Origin of the sequence: Serratia symbiotica, assembly GCF_000821185.2 — a bacterium.
GTDB lineage: Bacteria > Pseudomonadota > Gammaproteobacteria > Enterobacterales > Enterobacteriaceae > Serratia > Serratia symbiotica.
The window spans coordinates 998,259-1,011,693 of sequence record NZ_CP050855.1; the positions used below are offsets into that span (position 1 = coordinate 998,259).

The following is a 13,435-nucleotide window of genomic DNA, read 5'->3' on the forward strand; positions in this document are numbered from 1 at the left end:
GGGATCCTACAAGAGAATGACGTTTTGAATTATAAGTTGATTACTACCGATACCGCATTGCAGCAGGTCTGCGAGCAGGCGCGCACGCAATCGCAGATTGCGCTGGACACCGAGTTTGTCAGAACACGTACCTACTACCCACAATTAGGTTTAATCCAACTCTACGATGGCGAGCAGCTTTCCCTGATCGATCCGCTGCCAATAAAGCAATGGCAGCCATTTATCGCATTGCTGGCCGATACCCAGGTAGTCAAGTTTCTCCACGCAGGCAGTGAAGACTTGGAGGTGTTTATCAACGCCTTTAAAACTCTGCCTACCCCAATGATCGACACCCAGATCCTGGCAGCTTTTGCTGGCCGAACACTGTCATGTGGCTTTGCAACGCTGGTGGCGGAATATATGCAGGTCGAGCTGGATAAGAGCGAAGTGCGCACCGACTGGCTGGCGCGTCCATTGACGGAAAAACAGTGCGTCTATGCGGCGGCAGATGTGTTCTATCTTCTGCCGATGGCGAAACAATTGGTGCAGGAGACCGAGGAGGCCGGTTGGGCCAGCGCCGCCAACACCGAGAGCCTGTTGCTGTGCCAGCGTCGTAGCGAGATGTTGTCACCGGAATTGGCCTACCGCGAAATCAGCAATGCCTGGAATCTCAGCCCGCGTCAATTGGCATGTTTACAAAAGCTGGCAGCATGGCGTTTGCAGCAGGCGCGTGAGCGCGATCTGGCGGTAAATTTTGTGGTGCGTGAAGAGCACCTTTGGCAGGTGGCGCGTTATATGCCAACATCGCTAGGGGAACTAGACTCGCTGGGCCTAAGTGGAGCGGAGATCCGTTATCACGGCAAAACCCTGATAGCGCTAGTGTCGCAGGCGGCAGCGCTGGACACCTCCGCTTTGCCGGCACCGCTGTTGAATCTGATCGACCAGCCAGGCTACAAGAAAGCTTTCAAGGAGATTAAAGCGGCGATAGTGATCGTCAGTGAGCAAAGCGGGTTAAGCAGTGAATTACTGGCCTCACGCCGCCAGGTTAACCAACTGCTGAACTGGCATTGGAAACTGAAAGACAGCCAACCCCTGCCGGAATTAATCAGCAACTGGCGCGGTGATCTATTAGCGGCACCGCTACAAAAAATTCTGAAAAATTATTAATTGTTGGCAAAATTGGCAATTCATCTCAATTTTGTTGAGTGGTATGCGGCAGCATACTGTAGCACAGATGCTGGAAACTATCGGGAACGGGTTCCGGCTTTCACTGAAATCTGGATGCGGTTGAATACCCCAGCGAGCACGTAATGGGTCTGACGGATTTCCATGCGTGCATGGTATCTCATGAGCTACTTCATGTTCTCCACCATTAAAATGGCGAGCCTCTAACGTTGAAACTTCCCAACTAGGCTGATAAATGCACTCGCCATTTTTACTTGAAGAAACAAAAACCGTTGGATTAGGTATATTTTCTGAAGAGAACCTTATCAGGAAATAAATTATGTGAGGGGATTGGTGTACCGCACCACGAAGGATATTCTATCCACTTGAGTCGTCCCTCATACACGATGACAATAAGATGACTCAGGGATTTCAGTGAAAAAACACCTGCTGCTTTAGTTATGACGCTAATATGAGAACCTATCATTTAAGGTATAAATGGATGGAGAACCGCTAAATGCTCACATTCTTGACTTATCTGCACCCTGTACAGCCACCCCCCTAAACACTATAGAGGGGGCTTATGAATCGTCCTCATTTACCTGTGTCTTCCGGCTCCGGCAATGTTACGTTGAGTTCAAGCACCGAAATATCATCGTCTTTCTGCTCAAACTGCACATGCAGCATTTCAGGATCGATCTGAATATATTTGCAAATTACTGCCAGAATATCGCGTTTCAAATCAGGCAAGTACGGAGGTTCGCTGTCTCCGCGACGGCGCTCTGCGACGATAATCTGTAGCCGCTCCTTAGCAATATTGGCCGTCTGTTTTTTGCGGGATAGAAAGAAGTCTAATAAGGCCATGGTTTATCCCCCAAAAAGGCGTTTCAGGAAACCCTTTTTCTCTTCTTCAATGAAGCGGTACGGACGGTCTTCTCCTAACAAGCGTCTAACGGTGTCGTCATAGGCTTTACCGGCATCTGATTCGGCATCCAGGATAACCGGCTCGCCTTGGTTAGACGCGCGCAGCACGGACTGGTCTTCGGGGATTACGCCCAGCAGTGGAATACACAAGATCTCCAGCACGTCTTCCATGCTCAGCATGTCACCACGGCTAACGCGCCCAGGGTTGTAGCGGGTGAGCAACAGGTGTTCCTTGATCGGCGATTCGCCTTTTTCAGCGCGACGGGATTTGGAAGACAGAATGCCCAGGATACGGTCAGAATCACGGACGGAGGACACTTCCGGGTTGGTGGTGATGATCGCTTCATCAGCAAAATAAAGCGCCATCAGTGCGCCAGTTTCTATGCCAGCTGGCGAATCACAGACCACAAAGTCAAAATCCATTTCACCTAAATCGTTGAGGATTTTTTCAACGCCTTCACGGGTCAGCGCATCTTTGTCGCGTGTTTGTGACGCCGGTAGGATATAAAGATTTTCAGTGCGTTTATCCTTGATTAACGCTTGGTTCAGCGTGGCATCACCTTGAATGACGTTAACGAAATCATACACTACCCGACGTTCGCAACCCATGATCAGGTCAAGGTTACGCAAGCCGATATCAAAGTCGATCACCACGGTTTTCTTGCCTTTCTGGGCGAGGCCGGTAGCAATGGCTGCGCTTGAGGTGGTCTTACCAACCCCTCCCTTACCCGATGTAACAACAATAATGCGTGCCATGAAATGGATTCCTTGTCAAAAGGGCTTAGTTTAGACGTTGTATGGTTAAAGCGTTATTTAACAGGCTCAGCTGTACTGCCTGCCCAAGGTAATCGGGCGGGATCTGGTCGCTCAACCAGTACTGCCCTGCGATAGAGACTAGCTCAGCCCCCAGGTGCATGCAAAAAATCTGGCACTGTATATCGCCAGATGCACCAGCCAGAGCACGACCACGCATCATGCCGTAGATGTGAATATTGCCATCGGCAATCAGCTCAGCACCAGCGCTGACGCTGCTGGCAACGATCAGATCGCTATTGCGGGCATAAATCTGTTGGCCGGAGCGTACCGGCGTATTGATGATACGTGCCTTGGTGGGGGGATTTTCCTCCACTGTGTCTGGCGCGACCATCTTCTGGCCTTTGCCTTCGTTAAGTAGTGGCAGCCCGGCCTGCATTATCGCCTGCTTTTGTCGCTCAACTCGGCAACCGCTGACGCCAACCACGCGCAAACCTGCTGCCTCGACAGCCTGCTGAAGTTCTTTCCAGTTCGCATCGCTATCCAGCGTTGCAACGTTGATAACAACAGGGGCGTTATTCAAAAAGCTGGGCGCTTGCTCCACTTTTTCCAGTAACGCTTGACGTATTACCTCGGGTTCTGAAGTGTACAAATGAACAACCGATAGGGTAAAACTGCTGCCTTTTAGCTCAATTGGCGATTGTGACATCTATCCTGACTCAGTCTAAGCAACGTTAAAACCCCAGAATACCACTCGGGGGGCGATATTCCGATGTATTAAACATGGTATAGTTAGAGTTATGCCCAGGCAAGACGATGTCTTAATTAAATAGAGTTAATAAAATGCTTTGCGTGATCTATAGCAGTACGAAACGCGATAAAACGTATCTTTATGTCGAGAAAAAAGACGATTTCTCTCGTGTACCGCAAGAATTGATGAAAAATTTCGGCACGCCACGCTTGGTGATGGTACTTTCGCTCGACGAGCGAAAAAAGTTGGCCTCGGCGGACAGTGAAAAAGTCAAACAGTCTCTGAGAGACGAAGGGTACTATTTGCAGTTCCCTCCACCGCTAGAAAATCTGCTGAACACGCATCTTTCTGGATGAAAATAGTAATATTATCATATGCATGGCTGCTGACCAGCAGCCGCAACGTCCATATGCCAATAAGGGGCTTAGCGGGTAAGCTCCTAAGGGAGACAAAGGTATGTATCGGCATAGAGATTGGCAGGGGGCATTGCTTGATTTGCCGGTGAATAAAGTGGTTTGCGTTGGCAGCAACTACAGCGAACACATCAAGGAAATGGGCAGTGCGATATCTGCTGAACCTGTGGTATTTATCAAGCCTGAGACAGCGTTGTGCGATATTCGCCATCCGCTGGCGATCCCCAAAGAATTGGGTTCTGTCCACCATGAGGTGGAGTTGGCGGTGCTAATTGGCAGCGCGCTAAAACAGGCCAACGAAGAACAGGTAGCAGGGGCGATTGCTGGCTATGGCATTGCGCTCGATCTGACGCTGCGCGAGCGGCAGGCAGAGTTCAAAAAAGCAGGGCAACCGTGGGAAAAAGCTAAGGCTTTCGATGGTTCCTGCCCGATATCTGGCTTTATTCCGGCGGCTGAATTTGGCGATCCACAACGTGTTGCGCTGTCGCTGGCGGTCAACGATAAATTGCGTCAGCAGGGTAATACCCGCGAGATGATCACGCCGATCATGCCGTTGATCGCCTACATGAGCCGTTTCTTCACGCTGCGAGAGGGCGATATCGTCCTCACTGGCACCCCACAGGGCGTAGGTTCGCTGGTTGTTGGCGATAGCTTGAAGGTGTCGCTCAATGGTATGGTGCTGACAACCCGTGTGATCTAATCCCGGTGCCAGCTGTTTCTCAGGTGGCAGGCAGTGAGTCTCCTGAATACCTATCCTCTAGGCTACTTTATTTGCCATTTTGGTTCTGGGCAGTGTTCATCCATGTACGCCTACTGGGATAGGCTCTATGTTTGGCGATCACCCTTATCTGGGGGCCATTGCGGGTGAATGCGTTTCTTTGTGTCTTTCTATCAATAAGATTATCTTAATAAAGCAGATCTTGCTGCTACCCAGCCACTAGCCTCAGATCCCCTTTCTGTTAAGTAGCCACACCCTTTCCCCCTCTAATCTGTTGCTTGTGTGCCATTTGGGCCTTGACAACCAAAAATTTGTGTTTTATCAGTGTTTGATCTAAATATTTTTGTTTGAGTAGTTCTTTTATCTATATTAATAGTCTTTTCATTCATTATTGACTAGATGATATAGAATATTCTTAGTTTAATTGGAGTTAAGCTTTGTTTTTAACTTTGTTAAATTAAATTGGTTTATTTGTATCTCATGGATTTGTATCATCAATACTATTAAAGTATTGAGGTTTTATTACTGCCCAATGCAAAAGTAAAACAATTTCTGCCTTGCCCATGTTGTTGGTGAGTAGTTTTTCTTGAAATTCAAAACGTTGTTTTATCCAAGAAGTGGATAAAACTATTGAATCTGGAGTGACAGGTAGATATTGATGAAAATGAATAAGCTGTGGGCAGTATGCGTGATGGTAATGGGGGTAGTCTTTCCCGCAGTAAATGAGGTTAATGGGGAGGCTGGCAAGGTAACGTTCACCGGTACGATTGTAGATGCACCTTGTTCGCTCACGTCGGATAGCTCACAGCAGGAAGTGAAATTGGGTCATATTACGCAGAACGAGTTGAAAGATCAAGGTTCGTCCAAACCACGCCCTTTTGGTATCCAATTGGAAAACTGTGACATCACCGCTGTAGGTAAAGTAGTTTCCATTACCTTTGATGGCAGTGCTGCTGGCAGCGGTACTACGGCCAATCTGCTGGGCATCCCCGGTGTACGCGGCGCGGGCATCGCCATTACTGATGCTAACGGCAACCGGATCGCTCTGGGACAGAAAACCAGTCTGCTTAAATTGGTTCAAGGCGATAACAGGCTCTACTTCTCTGCTTACTTACAAGGGCTGGCTTCCGCAGCCGTAGTGCCGGGCGAGTTCTCCAGTATTGCCGATTTTGTGATCGATTATCAGTAATCGGTAACGGTATGTGGGAGCGCCGCAGTTCGCATTCGGCATATCTGTTTGCTAATGATGGAAAGGAAGGCGAACACATGAGATCAGTTATCGATAGGTTGGCTCTTATGCTGCTATGCAGTAAATGCGTAATTGTGTAATGCTGGCGCAGATATAGACAGGTTACGGCCAAGTTATCCTCAGTAGGCGAATTGTCGTATCGGCCTGTGCTGTTGAAAGCGGTAGTGATTTTCAGGCTATCGACTTCGGTTCCCTGCCGATAGAAGTGATAACAAAACAAGGCAGGGGGCAAATTTAACGTTCACACGAACGGGTTGCCGTTGATCAGAGCAATCATGCAGTGTATTACCGCAGGGTAAGGGTGATGCTTGACGCGCTGTGTGATAGTAACAGCGCATTGATCGCCTTGCATGGCAGCGCGCGTGGGGTCGGGCTGGTGATTGAATATGCACGGGCAATCCGCTGGTACTTGGAGAAGTTTCGCCAGACATGGCGCTGACTTCCTTGAATTATTCATTATTCCTTCGGCGAAATAACCAACAGCTCAGGGCCGGGCGCTACCGGGCCATTGTACGTTTTATATTGGAGTATCTTTAATTACACCAACGTACTTAGAGCCTGTCCCATTAGGCTATTTTATTTGCCATTTTGGCCCAGGGCAGTGCTCACCATCCTCACGTACGCCATGTACGCTGCGGTTGTTGCACGCTGACCGTGTCCAAACTGGCAGCTACACCTACTGGGATAGGCTCTTAGAACAGAGTCAATGGAATACAGATGATCTGCGGCAAAAATAAAAAAATAGTAGACAGGTTCGTATGAAATATAAATTAAAACCACACTGGTTAAGTGTCGCTATCTTATTTTCTTTGCTAGATGCAGGAAAATTGGCTTATTCCGTTGAGTTTAATACCGATGTATTAGACGCTGAAGATAAAAATAATATCGATTTTTCTCGTTTTTCTTCTTCTAATTACATACTGCCAGGCCGTTATCCGCTTACGTTGCGTTTGAATGACAGAGATCTGTCTGATTTCACTGTGCCTTTTTACCCGCGTGAAGAAAAAAAGAATAGCAGCGAAGCCTGCCTGTTACCGGAATTGATGAAGCAGTTGGGGCTAACCCCAACGGCAGAAAAGAAAATCCGCTACTGGCACCACCATGACTGCGCTGATCTCAGTGCCTTGCAGGGCACTGAGGTGCGTGGTGATCTGGCGAGTGCCTCGTTGCAGGTCTCCATACCGCAAGCCTGGTTGGAATACACTGATCCCAACTGGGTTACGCCAGCACAGTGGGATAATGGTATTCCTGGCCTGATGTTGGACTACAGTCTCAATAGCACTGTGAGCCGCCTGCAACGCAATGACCATATGCACAATGCCAGCGTCAGCGGCACAGCGGGTGCTAATCTAGGTGCCTGGCGTATGCGTACCGATTATCAGGGCAGTTATGTCAAATGCACAGCCAGCAGCAGGCATAACCTAGGCTGGAATCGGTTTTATGCTTACCGCGCTCTGCCGCAAATGGGTGCCACCGTAATGTTGGGAGAGATTTTCCTGGCTTCCAACCTGTTCGACAGTTGGCGTTATACCGGCATTAGCCTCAACAGCGATGAACGCATGCTGCCACCCTCGCTGCGCGGTTACGCAGCGGAGGTGAGTGGTATTGCCCGCACTAATGCCAAGGTTACCGTTTCCCAACTGGGCAAGGTAGTTTATCAAACCACGGTCGCCTCTGGGCCATTCCGCATTCAGTCGTTGAACAGCGCAGTCAATGGACAATTGGATGTGAAGGTTGAAGAACAAGACGGCAGTGTGCAAACCTTCCAGGTCGACAATGCCTCGGTACCGTATCTGACGCGTCCTGGGCAACTGCGCTACGCCACGGCTTTGGGGCGCCCATCGCGCTATGACCACCATATTGAAGGGCCGATGTTCAGCAACGGGGTATTCTCCTGGGGGGGGGCTAACAGTTGGTCGCTGTATGGCGGTACGATCATGGCTGAACCCTATAAGGCGCTGGCGATCGGGATTGGACGCAATCTTTACCGTTTCGGTGCGATCTCCGCCGATGTGACGCAATCCTGGGCGCGTTTGCCCAATGCAGCAAATCGGGAAGGTAAATCCTGGCATCTGAGCTATGCGAAACGGTTTGATGACTTCAATAGCGAGGTCACCTTTGCCGGTTACCGTTTCTCAGAGCGTGAGTATATGTCGATGGGACATTATCTTGATACCCGCTATGGCGGGGGCAACAGCGGTCAGGATAAAGCGCTATATACCCTTACCGCAAATAAAGGGTTTGAGGACGCTAAGATCAGCGCCTATCTATCGTATAGCCACCAGACTTATTGGGATCAGTCGGATAACCATCGCTATAGTCTTTCGCTAAGCCGCTATTTCGACATCAGTCGTTTTAAGAATGCGTCGCTGAGCCTATCGGCCACACGTAGCGAATACTATGGTCACAATGATGACACACTTTTTATGAGCTTATCCGTGCCGCTCAGCAACGCAATGGTGAGTTACAACGGACAACTGAACGATAGCCGTTATAGCCAAACAGTCGGCTTTTACTCGCAGTTGGATAACTACGATAGCTATCGGCTGACTGGCGGCCTCTCAGAGGGTACTCATGGGCAACTGAGCGGATATTACATCCACCGGGGCGATAAAGTGGACATGAGCGTCAATGCGGCTTATGTGCAGAACAGCTACACTTCTGCGGGGTTATCGCTGCAAGGTGGAGCAACGGTGACCGCTAACGGGGCAGCATTGCATCCTGGCGGGGGTAATGGCAGCACGCGTCTGATGGTGGACTCAGACGGTGTAGCTGGCGTGCCGGTTGAGGGAGGACGTATTCACACCAACGCTATTGGTATCGGTGTGCTGGCCGACATGAGCAGCTATTACCGCACCAGCACCCGTATCGACGTTAACCAACTGGACGATGATGTTGAAGCCAGCAAACCAGTGGTGGAATCGTCGCTGACCGAAGGCGCGATTGGCTACCGCAAGTTCGGCTTGCTGAAGGGGGTCAAGTTGCTAGTGATCTTGGCGATGGCCGATGGCACGCATCCTCCTTTCGGCGCGAGTGTAATTAATCGCAAAGGGCATGAACTGGCGGTGGTCAGCGACGGCGGGTTGGCTTATCTAAGCGGTGTTGCACTAGGTGAAACGCTAGATGTGGCGTGGGATAGCGCCAAGCAGTGCTTTGCTGAAGTACCGAAAACGCTACCGCCGACCACACAATGGGTGCTTCCATGCAAGTCCATTCATTAATCACAGGAAAGCGAATCATGCAAAAAAACGGATGGCTGTCACTTGGTTGCGTCTGGGTGCTCAGTGTTCAAACGGCTCAAGCGGCCATTACGCTTGACCGAACCCGTGCAATTTATGATGGCAGTGCCAGGTCGATCAGCCTGAACATCACTAACGAAAATAAGCAGCAGCCCTATCTCGCCCAAGCGTGGCTGGAGGGGACGACCAACAAAAAGACGCACGTTCTGATGGTGGTGCCGCCGGTGCAGCGCTTAGAAGCGGGTGGTAATAGCATGGTCAGGATCACGGCCACGCCGGATACCGCGCGTTTACCGCAGGATCGCGAATCGCTATTTTATTTTAACCTGCGTGAGATACCCCCGCGTAGCAGCGAACCCAATGTGATGCAAATTGCGCTGCAAACCAAGATCAAGCTGTTTTACCGCCCAGCGGCGATCGCCCCAGAACAGAATGCAGTATGGCAGGAACAACTGCGTTTGACCCGAACTACAGCCGGTTATCGGATTGAAAACCCAACGCCGTATTTCATCACGGTGATCGACTTGACGGAAAAAGGTCTGCCAGCAAGTGACATCCAGCCAGTGATGATCGCGCCGAAATCGTCGGAAAATGTGCGCTCGGCTGTACTGCGAACGCCGGTGCTGACCTATATCAATGACTATGGAGGCCGACCACAACTGACATTCCGTTGTCAGGGCGATAGTTGTCAGGTGAGTGAATCCTGATCAGGTTAAGGGAGATAAAAGTGCGATATTTTGCATACCGCCTGATGCAGACCTTGATACTGATGGCTTGGCAATTGCAGGTTCGGCAAAACACTTATGTGAAGTTGGAGAAGATGCACGGTGAGTGTCAGGTGGTGGGGGAACTGCTGTTGTCGGCCTATGTTCATGCCATGGAGTTGCAGCAACAAATGGTCGCTGTGGGGGCGATCCCGCGTCACCGGTTGGCATGCGCCGGGGTGTTGCCTGATAGCCAACTGGGCGGCACGCTGACCTCTAGGCCACAGCAGCCAGACATGTTCATCATCTTTATCGGGGTACAAGCCGACGATGTACAGCAGGCATTCAGCTTGACGGGAAACGCACAGGGTGTGGCACTGCGCCTTACTGATGAGAGTCAGCAGCCACTGACGCTGGGCGTGCACAGCGGTGTGAAAGCGCTCAACCCAGCAGACAATAGCCTGCTGTTTTATGCTCAACGACTGCGGCAACCGAAGTCGCTGCTTGAAGGTTTGTTCAGCACGCTGTTGGCATTTCGCCTGGAGCATCTGTGATGACCATATTGCGCGATGAAAAGAAAATCAGGATCAGCATTGCCGGGGTAGCGGTGTTGCTTATCTGCGCGCTTGGCAACCCGTTGGCACGCGGTGAAGGTGGCACTGAGGTTACCTTCAGCGGTACGGTGTTTGATCCGCCGCCCTGCAAGATCAACGGCGAACAGACCATTGATTTCGCTTTTGGCAGCGTGGGTGTCAAAAAGGTGGATGGCAGCAGTTATGCAGTGACGAAAACGTTGATCTTCAGTTGCGATGCCGACACCTTGGCACCGTTACAAATTGCGATACAAGGCGATCAATTGAACGGGGAGAATGTGCTAAAAACCGACAGCAGTAATTTGGGCATCGCATTGTACAACGGTGTTGATGGACAAAAAATTCCCCTGAATCAGTTTTTTTATGTCGATCGGGATACCCGTTTTCTCCTACAGGCTATACCGGTCAAAGACGACTCGGGCAAACCGTTGGTTGGCGGTAATTTTAGCGCCAACGCCACCATGATCTCCCGCTATTACTAAGGGTGATATATGCAAACTCTCTGTTGCGTGTTGCTCGCCATGCTGTTGTTGACTGTGACAGGGGCGCAAGCAGTGGATATCAGGTTGCACGGTGAACTGGTGGAAGGCCCGTGCGTAGTTAACATCAATTCTGCGGATCAACGTGTGGTGTTCGGTGTGATGTCAGCGCATGACTTCTACAGCCGTCCGCGAGGCCATGTCAAAAAGTTCGACATCCTGCTCGAACATTGCGACTTAAGCTTCGGTAACACCGTCGAAATCACTTTTGATGGTGAAGAAGACCCGCAGCAACCTGGCCTGCTGGCGATCAGCGGCAGCGCCCAAGGGGTAGCGATCGGCTTGGAAACCCAGCAGGGTGAAGCGCTGTCGCTAAATCGCGATGTGGCGCGGTTTAATCTACTGCCTGGGGATACGCGCTTAAGTCTACAGGCTTATTTACAGGCGGATAAGGGCAGCATTGAGCAGCGATCCATTAAGGAAGGAACCTTCAGCGCCATTACCACCTTCACGCTAAATTACAACTGATCGCGCAGACCGCGCGGCGGCAGATCAGAAATGGCATACGCAGGCCGATGATTGGGGGATATTTACATGCGGACAGGTTTTTTCCTTTTGATGCTTTTCACCAGCCAGATAGCATGGGCAAACTTGTCTAATACTTTTTGGGACGGCGCCGGAGAAAACGATTTTTACATTCAACTGGACAGTTCATCTTTTCCCAGCAGCAAAGCGGGAACGAAGTTGCAGCTCTTTTACAAGACGCCGGCCAAGTCTTCCTATTCGCTGAACTACAATAACCAAACCTCGTTAACCAACCCGCCATCCTGGTTGGCTGGGGAAACTTCCCTAATGCCTTCTGACATCAATAGTGGATATTTGAAACTGAATGAAAATCTGGATATCAAGGTCAGTATGCCGCATGGGGAAATGGTACCGTTCAGCTGGTCGTATCAGGGGGTCAGTGCATCGCTGAATTATGGCATGGGACGCGCATTTAACCGGTTTTTTTATGGTATGGAAGGAGAGCTTTCGCTGATATTGCGTCGTGATATGGTCGGCGGCGGGGTACTGTTGCCACGCAATGTGCAGGCCGCCTCCATTTATCGCTCTATGTCGCCTTCCAGCGGCAGCCCCCCTGAGGCCAAAAACCCGCTTCCGGCATTGCGTATTTTCTTAAAAGGCCAGGTGGTTCCCACGCCGGTGGTGTGCAGTATTAACAACGAAAAAGTGATTGATGTGGTATTTGGTGAACTGAACAGCGCCGATATTACCTTGGACGGTAGCCATTACGGTAAAGACATCGCCATCAGCTACAGTTGCAACAGCGATGTTAATTTGCCAGTGACCATCAATCTGATCGCTAGCAATACCCGCTTTTCCGGGGATTATATCCTGACTAGCAACCCAGAGCTGGGTGTGGTGATGAAGTATCACTCCCGCACCATAAAGCCCTGGGGCAGTTTTACAACCCATTTGGTTAGTGGCAAAGGTGATGATTGGATTTACTTTGCACCGGTGAGAAAAGCACCGACTAGAGCAATCCCGACTGGAAAATTCACTGCCTCCGCCACCTTGGTGATAATGATTGAATGATGATGAGCGACTTACAAAATAGGGTGATGCAAATAATTGAACCAGACACCATTGTTAGGCCACAAAAAACAGTGGTGTTAGTCATTGTAATGATTCCCTTGTAGCTAAAAGAGAAATCGGCCTGCTGCCTGAGTAACAAAACGTCAATACAGTACTAAGTGTATATTCACCCAGGAGGGAATTATGATTAATGTTTCAATATTGGAGAGTGATCGCTATTTTGAGTACGGGCTGAGGAAATTAGTGACAAGCTACTTTTTTTATAAAAACTTAAAGGTCAACTTCACCGGTTATGACCATACCTTTGCTGGCGAGTCGAGGCTGGTTTTTCGATCGTTAGATACATTCACGCAGAGCTTTAGCTGCTATTGCCTGTTTAATCAGGGCTTGCAGCGAGTGATACCCATTTGTATGCCAAAGGATTTGACGCGTCATGAGGTATGCTCATGTATCCGTGATACTACCTTCTTTTTCCGTAATGACAGCATTGAAACGCTACTGAAAAAACTGGATAAGGTTTGGTTACCGCAGCAGAGCAATAATCACTCACTCGCGTACAGTAATGATGTGCCATATGAGGATTGCCGTTTTCAACGGCTGAGCTACAGTGAGAAAAATATAATTCGTTATATCGGCCTTGGATTTAGCGTTTCGACTATCTCCCGTATGCTTAAGAAAAATGTGAAAACGGTAAGCAGCCAGAAACGCTCAGCTATGAGGAAACTCAATATGAACCGAGATATCGAACTGTACCAATTTTTGAGCCACAGCATATTAATGTAGCAGCGTAATTCATCTCATTAAGGCTGAACCCCGCCCCTCTGAAGCTCACTTTTTCGCCATAGGGTTTTGCCTTCGCGCTGGGAGTGTTTA

15 protein-coding genes are annotated in these 13,435 nt (G+C 49.8%); 12 read left to right on the plus strand and 3 right to left on the minus strand.

The window, feature by feature from the left end; translation table 11 throughout:
- Positions 1–24 precede the first annotated feature (24 nt).
- On the plus strand, positions 25–1,146 hold the full coding sequence (rnd, locus tag SYMBAF_RS05205; protein WP_040266171.1) for a ribonuclease D: 1,122 nt from the start codon (positions 25–27) through the stop codon (positions 1,144–1,146).
- A 591-nt stretch (positions 1,147–1,737) separates the two neighbouring features.
- On the opposite strand, the gene minE is transcribed toward rnd, so the two are convergent.
- From minE to minC, 3 genes are read right to left on the minus strand one after another with little or no spacing between them, the layout of a single operon-like run.
- Positions 1,738–2,007 carry a cell division topological specificity factor MinE gene (gene minE, locus SYMBAF_RS05210; protein WP_006709795.1) on the minus strand — a complete coding sequence of 90 codons (270 nt, stop codon included), beginning with the start codon at positions 2,005–2,007 and terminating at the stop codon, positions 1,738–1,740.
- A gap of 3 nt (positions 2,008–2,010) precedes the next feature.
- Entirely contained in the window at positions 2,011–2,823 is an 813-nt protein-coding gene (gene minD / locus SYMBAF_RS05215) for a septum site-determining protein MinD (RefSeq protein ID WP_006709794.1), read from the minus strand.
- A gap of 25 nt (positions 2,824–2,848) precedes the next feature.
- Positions 2,849–3,529 (minus strand): septum site-determining protein MinC, encoded by a 681-nt coding sequence (gene minC, locus SYMBAF_RS05220; protein ID WP_040266169.1) that lies wholly within the window; start codon positions 3,527–3,529, stop codon positions 2,849–2,851.
- 134 nt (positions 3,530–3,663) lie between these two features.
- On the opposite strand from minC, the gene SYMBAF_RS05225 reads away from it, so the two are divergent.
- From SYMBAF_RS05225 to SYMBAF_RS05270, 11 genes are all read left to right on the plus strand, one after another.
- Positions 3,664–3,927, plus strand: a complete 264-nt coding sequence (locus SYMBAF_RS05225; protein WP_006709792.1) for a YcgL domain-containing protein — start codon at positions 3,664–3,666, stop codon at positions 3,925–3,927.
- Positions 3,928–4,027: 100 nt separating this feature from the next.
- The gene (locus SYMBAF_RS05230) at positions 4,028–4,684 is read left to right on the plus strand and encodes a fumarylacetoacetate hydrolase family protein (protein ID WP_040266167.1); all 657 of its coding nucleotides are present in this window, start codon (positions 4,028–4,030) and stop codon (positions 4,682–4,684) included.
- Positions 4,685–5,360: 676 nt separating this feature from the next.
- A complete protein-coding gene (locus SYMBAF_RS05235) occupies positions 5,361–5,891 on the plus strand; it encodes a fimbrial protein (RefSeq protein ID WP_040266165.1) in 531 nt (176 codons plus the stop codon).
- Positions 5,892–6,255: 364 nt separating this feature from the next.
- Positions 6,256–6,390: a hypothetical protein gene (locus SYMBAF_RS18075; RefSeq protein WP_272899525.1), complete on the plus strand. Its 135-nt coding sequence runs from the start codon at positions 6,256–6,258 to the stop codon at positions 6,388–6,390.
- Between the two features lie 319 nt (positions 6,391–6,709).
- Positions 6,710–9,172, plus strand: a complete 2,463-nt coding sequence (locus SYMBAF_RS05240) for a fimbria/pilus outer membrane usher protein (RefSeq protein ID WP_040266163.1) — start codon at positions 6,710–6,712, stop codon at positions 9,170–9,172.
- A 17-nt stretch (positions 9,173–9,189) separates the two neighbouring features.
- Entirely contained in the window at positions 9,190–9,897 is a 708-nt protein-coding gene (locus SYMBAF_RS05245) for a fimbria/pilus periplasmic chaperone (protein WP_040266162.1), read from the plus strand.
- Between the two features lie 20 nt (positions 9,898–9,917).
- Positions 9,918–10,448 carry a fimbrial protein gene (locus SYMBAF_RS05250; protein ID WP_152609155.1) on the plus strand — a complete coding sequence of 177 codons (531 nt, stop codon included), beginning with the start codon at positions 9,918–9,920 and terminating at the stop codon, positions 10,446–10,448.
- Positions 10,448–10,969, plus strand: coding sequence for a fimbrial protein (locus SYMBAF_RS05255; protein WP_040266158.1), 522 nt, complete (start codon positions 10,448–10,450; stop codon positions 10,967–10,969). Before SYMBAF_RS05250 ends, SYMBAF_RS05255 begins: the two co-directional genes overlap by 1 nt.
- A gap of 9 nt (positions 10,970–10,978) precedes the next feature.
- A complete protein-coding gene (locus tag SYMBAF_RS05260; RefSeq protein WP_040266157.1) occupies positions 10,979–11,494 on the plus strand; it encodes a fimbrial protein in 516 nt (171 codons plus the stop codon).
- A 123-nt stretch (positions 11,495–11,617) separates the two neighbouring features.
- Positions 11,618–12,562 (plus strand): fimbrial protein, encoded by a 945-nt coding sequence (locus tag SYMBAF_RS05265; RefSeq protein WP_160289814.1) that lies wholly within the window; start codon positions 11,618–11,620, stop codon positions 12,560–12,562.
- A gap of 183 nt (positions 12,563–12,745) precedes the next feature.
- On the plus strand, positions 12,746–13,345 hold the full coding sequence (locus SYMBAF_RS05270; RefSeq protein ID WP_052447830.1) for a LuxR C-terminal-related transcriptional regulator: 600 nt from the start codon (positions 12,746–12,748) through the stop codon (positions 13,343–13,345).
- Positions 13,346–13,435 lie beyond the last annotated feature (90 nt).

Bases quoted from the DNA above. Each gene is read 5' to 3' on its own strand.
- minE (WP_006709795.1), bottom strand. From the start codon at position 2,007: ATGGCCTTATTAGACTTCTTTCTATCCCGCAAAAAACAGACGGCCAAT.
- minD (WP_006709794.1), bottom strand. From the start codon at position 2,823: ATGGCACGCATTATTGTTGTTACATCGGGTAAGGGAGGGGTTGGTAAG.
- minC (WP_040266169.1), bottom strand. From the start codon at position 3,529: ATGTCACAATCGCCAATTGAGCTAAAAGGCAGCAGTTTTACCCTATCG.
- SYMBAF_RS05225 (WP_006709792.1), top strand. From the start codon at position 3,664: ATGCTTTGCGTGATCTATAGCAGTACGAAACGCGATAAAACGTATCTT.
- SYMBAF_RS05230 (WP_040266167.1), top strand. From the start codon at position 4,028: ATGTATCGGCATAGAGATTGGCAGGGGGCATTGCTTGATTTGCCGGTG.
- SYMBAF_RS05235 (WP_040266165.1), top strand. From the start codon at position 5,361: ATGAAAATGAATAAGCTGTGGGCAGTATGCGTGATGGTAATGGGGGTA.
- SYMBAF_RS18075 (WP_272899525.1), top strand. From the start codon at position 6,256: ATGCTTGACGCGCTGTGTGATAGTAACAGCGCATTGATCGCCTTGCAT.
- SYMBAF_RS05240 (WP_040266163.1), top strand. From the start codon at position 6,710: ATGAAATATAAATTAAAACCACACTGGTTAAGTGTCGCTATCTTATTT.
- SYMBAF_RS05245 (WP_040266162.1), top strand. From the start codon at position 9,190: ATGCAAAAAAACGGATGGCTGTCACTTGGTTGCGTCTGGGTGCTCAGT.
- SYMBAF_RS05255 (WP_040266158.1), top strand. From the start codon at position 10,448: ATGACCATATTGCGCGATGAAAAGAAAATCAGGATCAGCATTGCCGGG.
- SYMBAF_RS05260 (WP_040266157.1), top strand. From the start codon at position 10,979: ATGCAAACTCTCTGTTGCGTGTTGCTCGCCATGCTGTTGTTGACTGTG.
- SYMBAF_RS05270 (WP_052447830.1), top strand. From the start codon at position 12,746: ATGATTAATGTTTCAATATTGGAGAGTGATCGCTATTTTGAGTACGGG.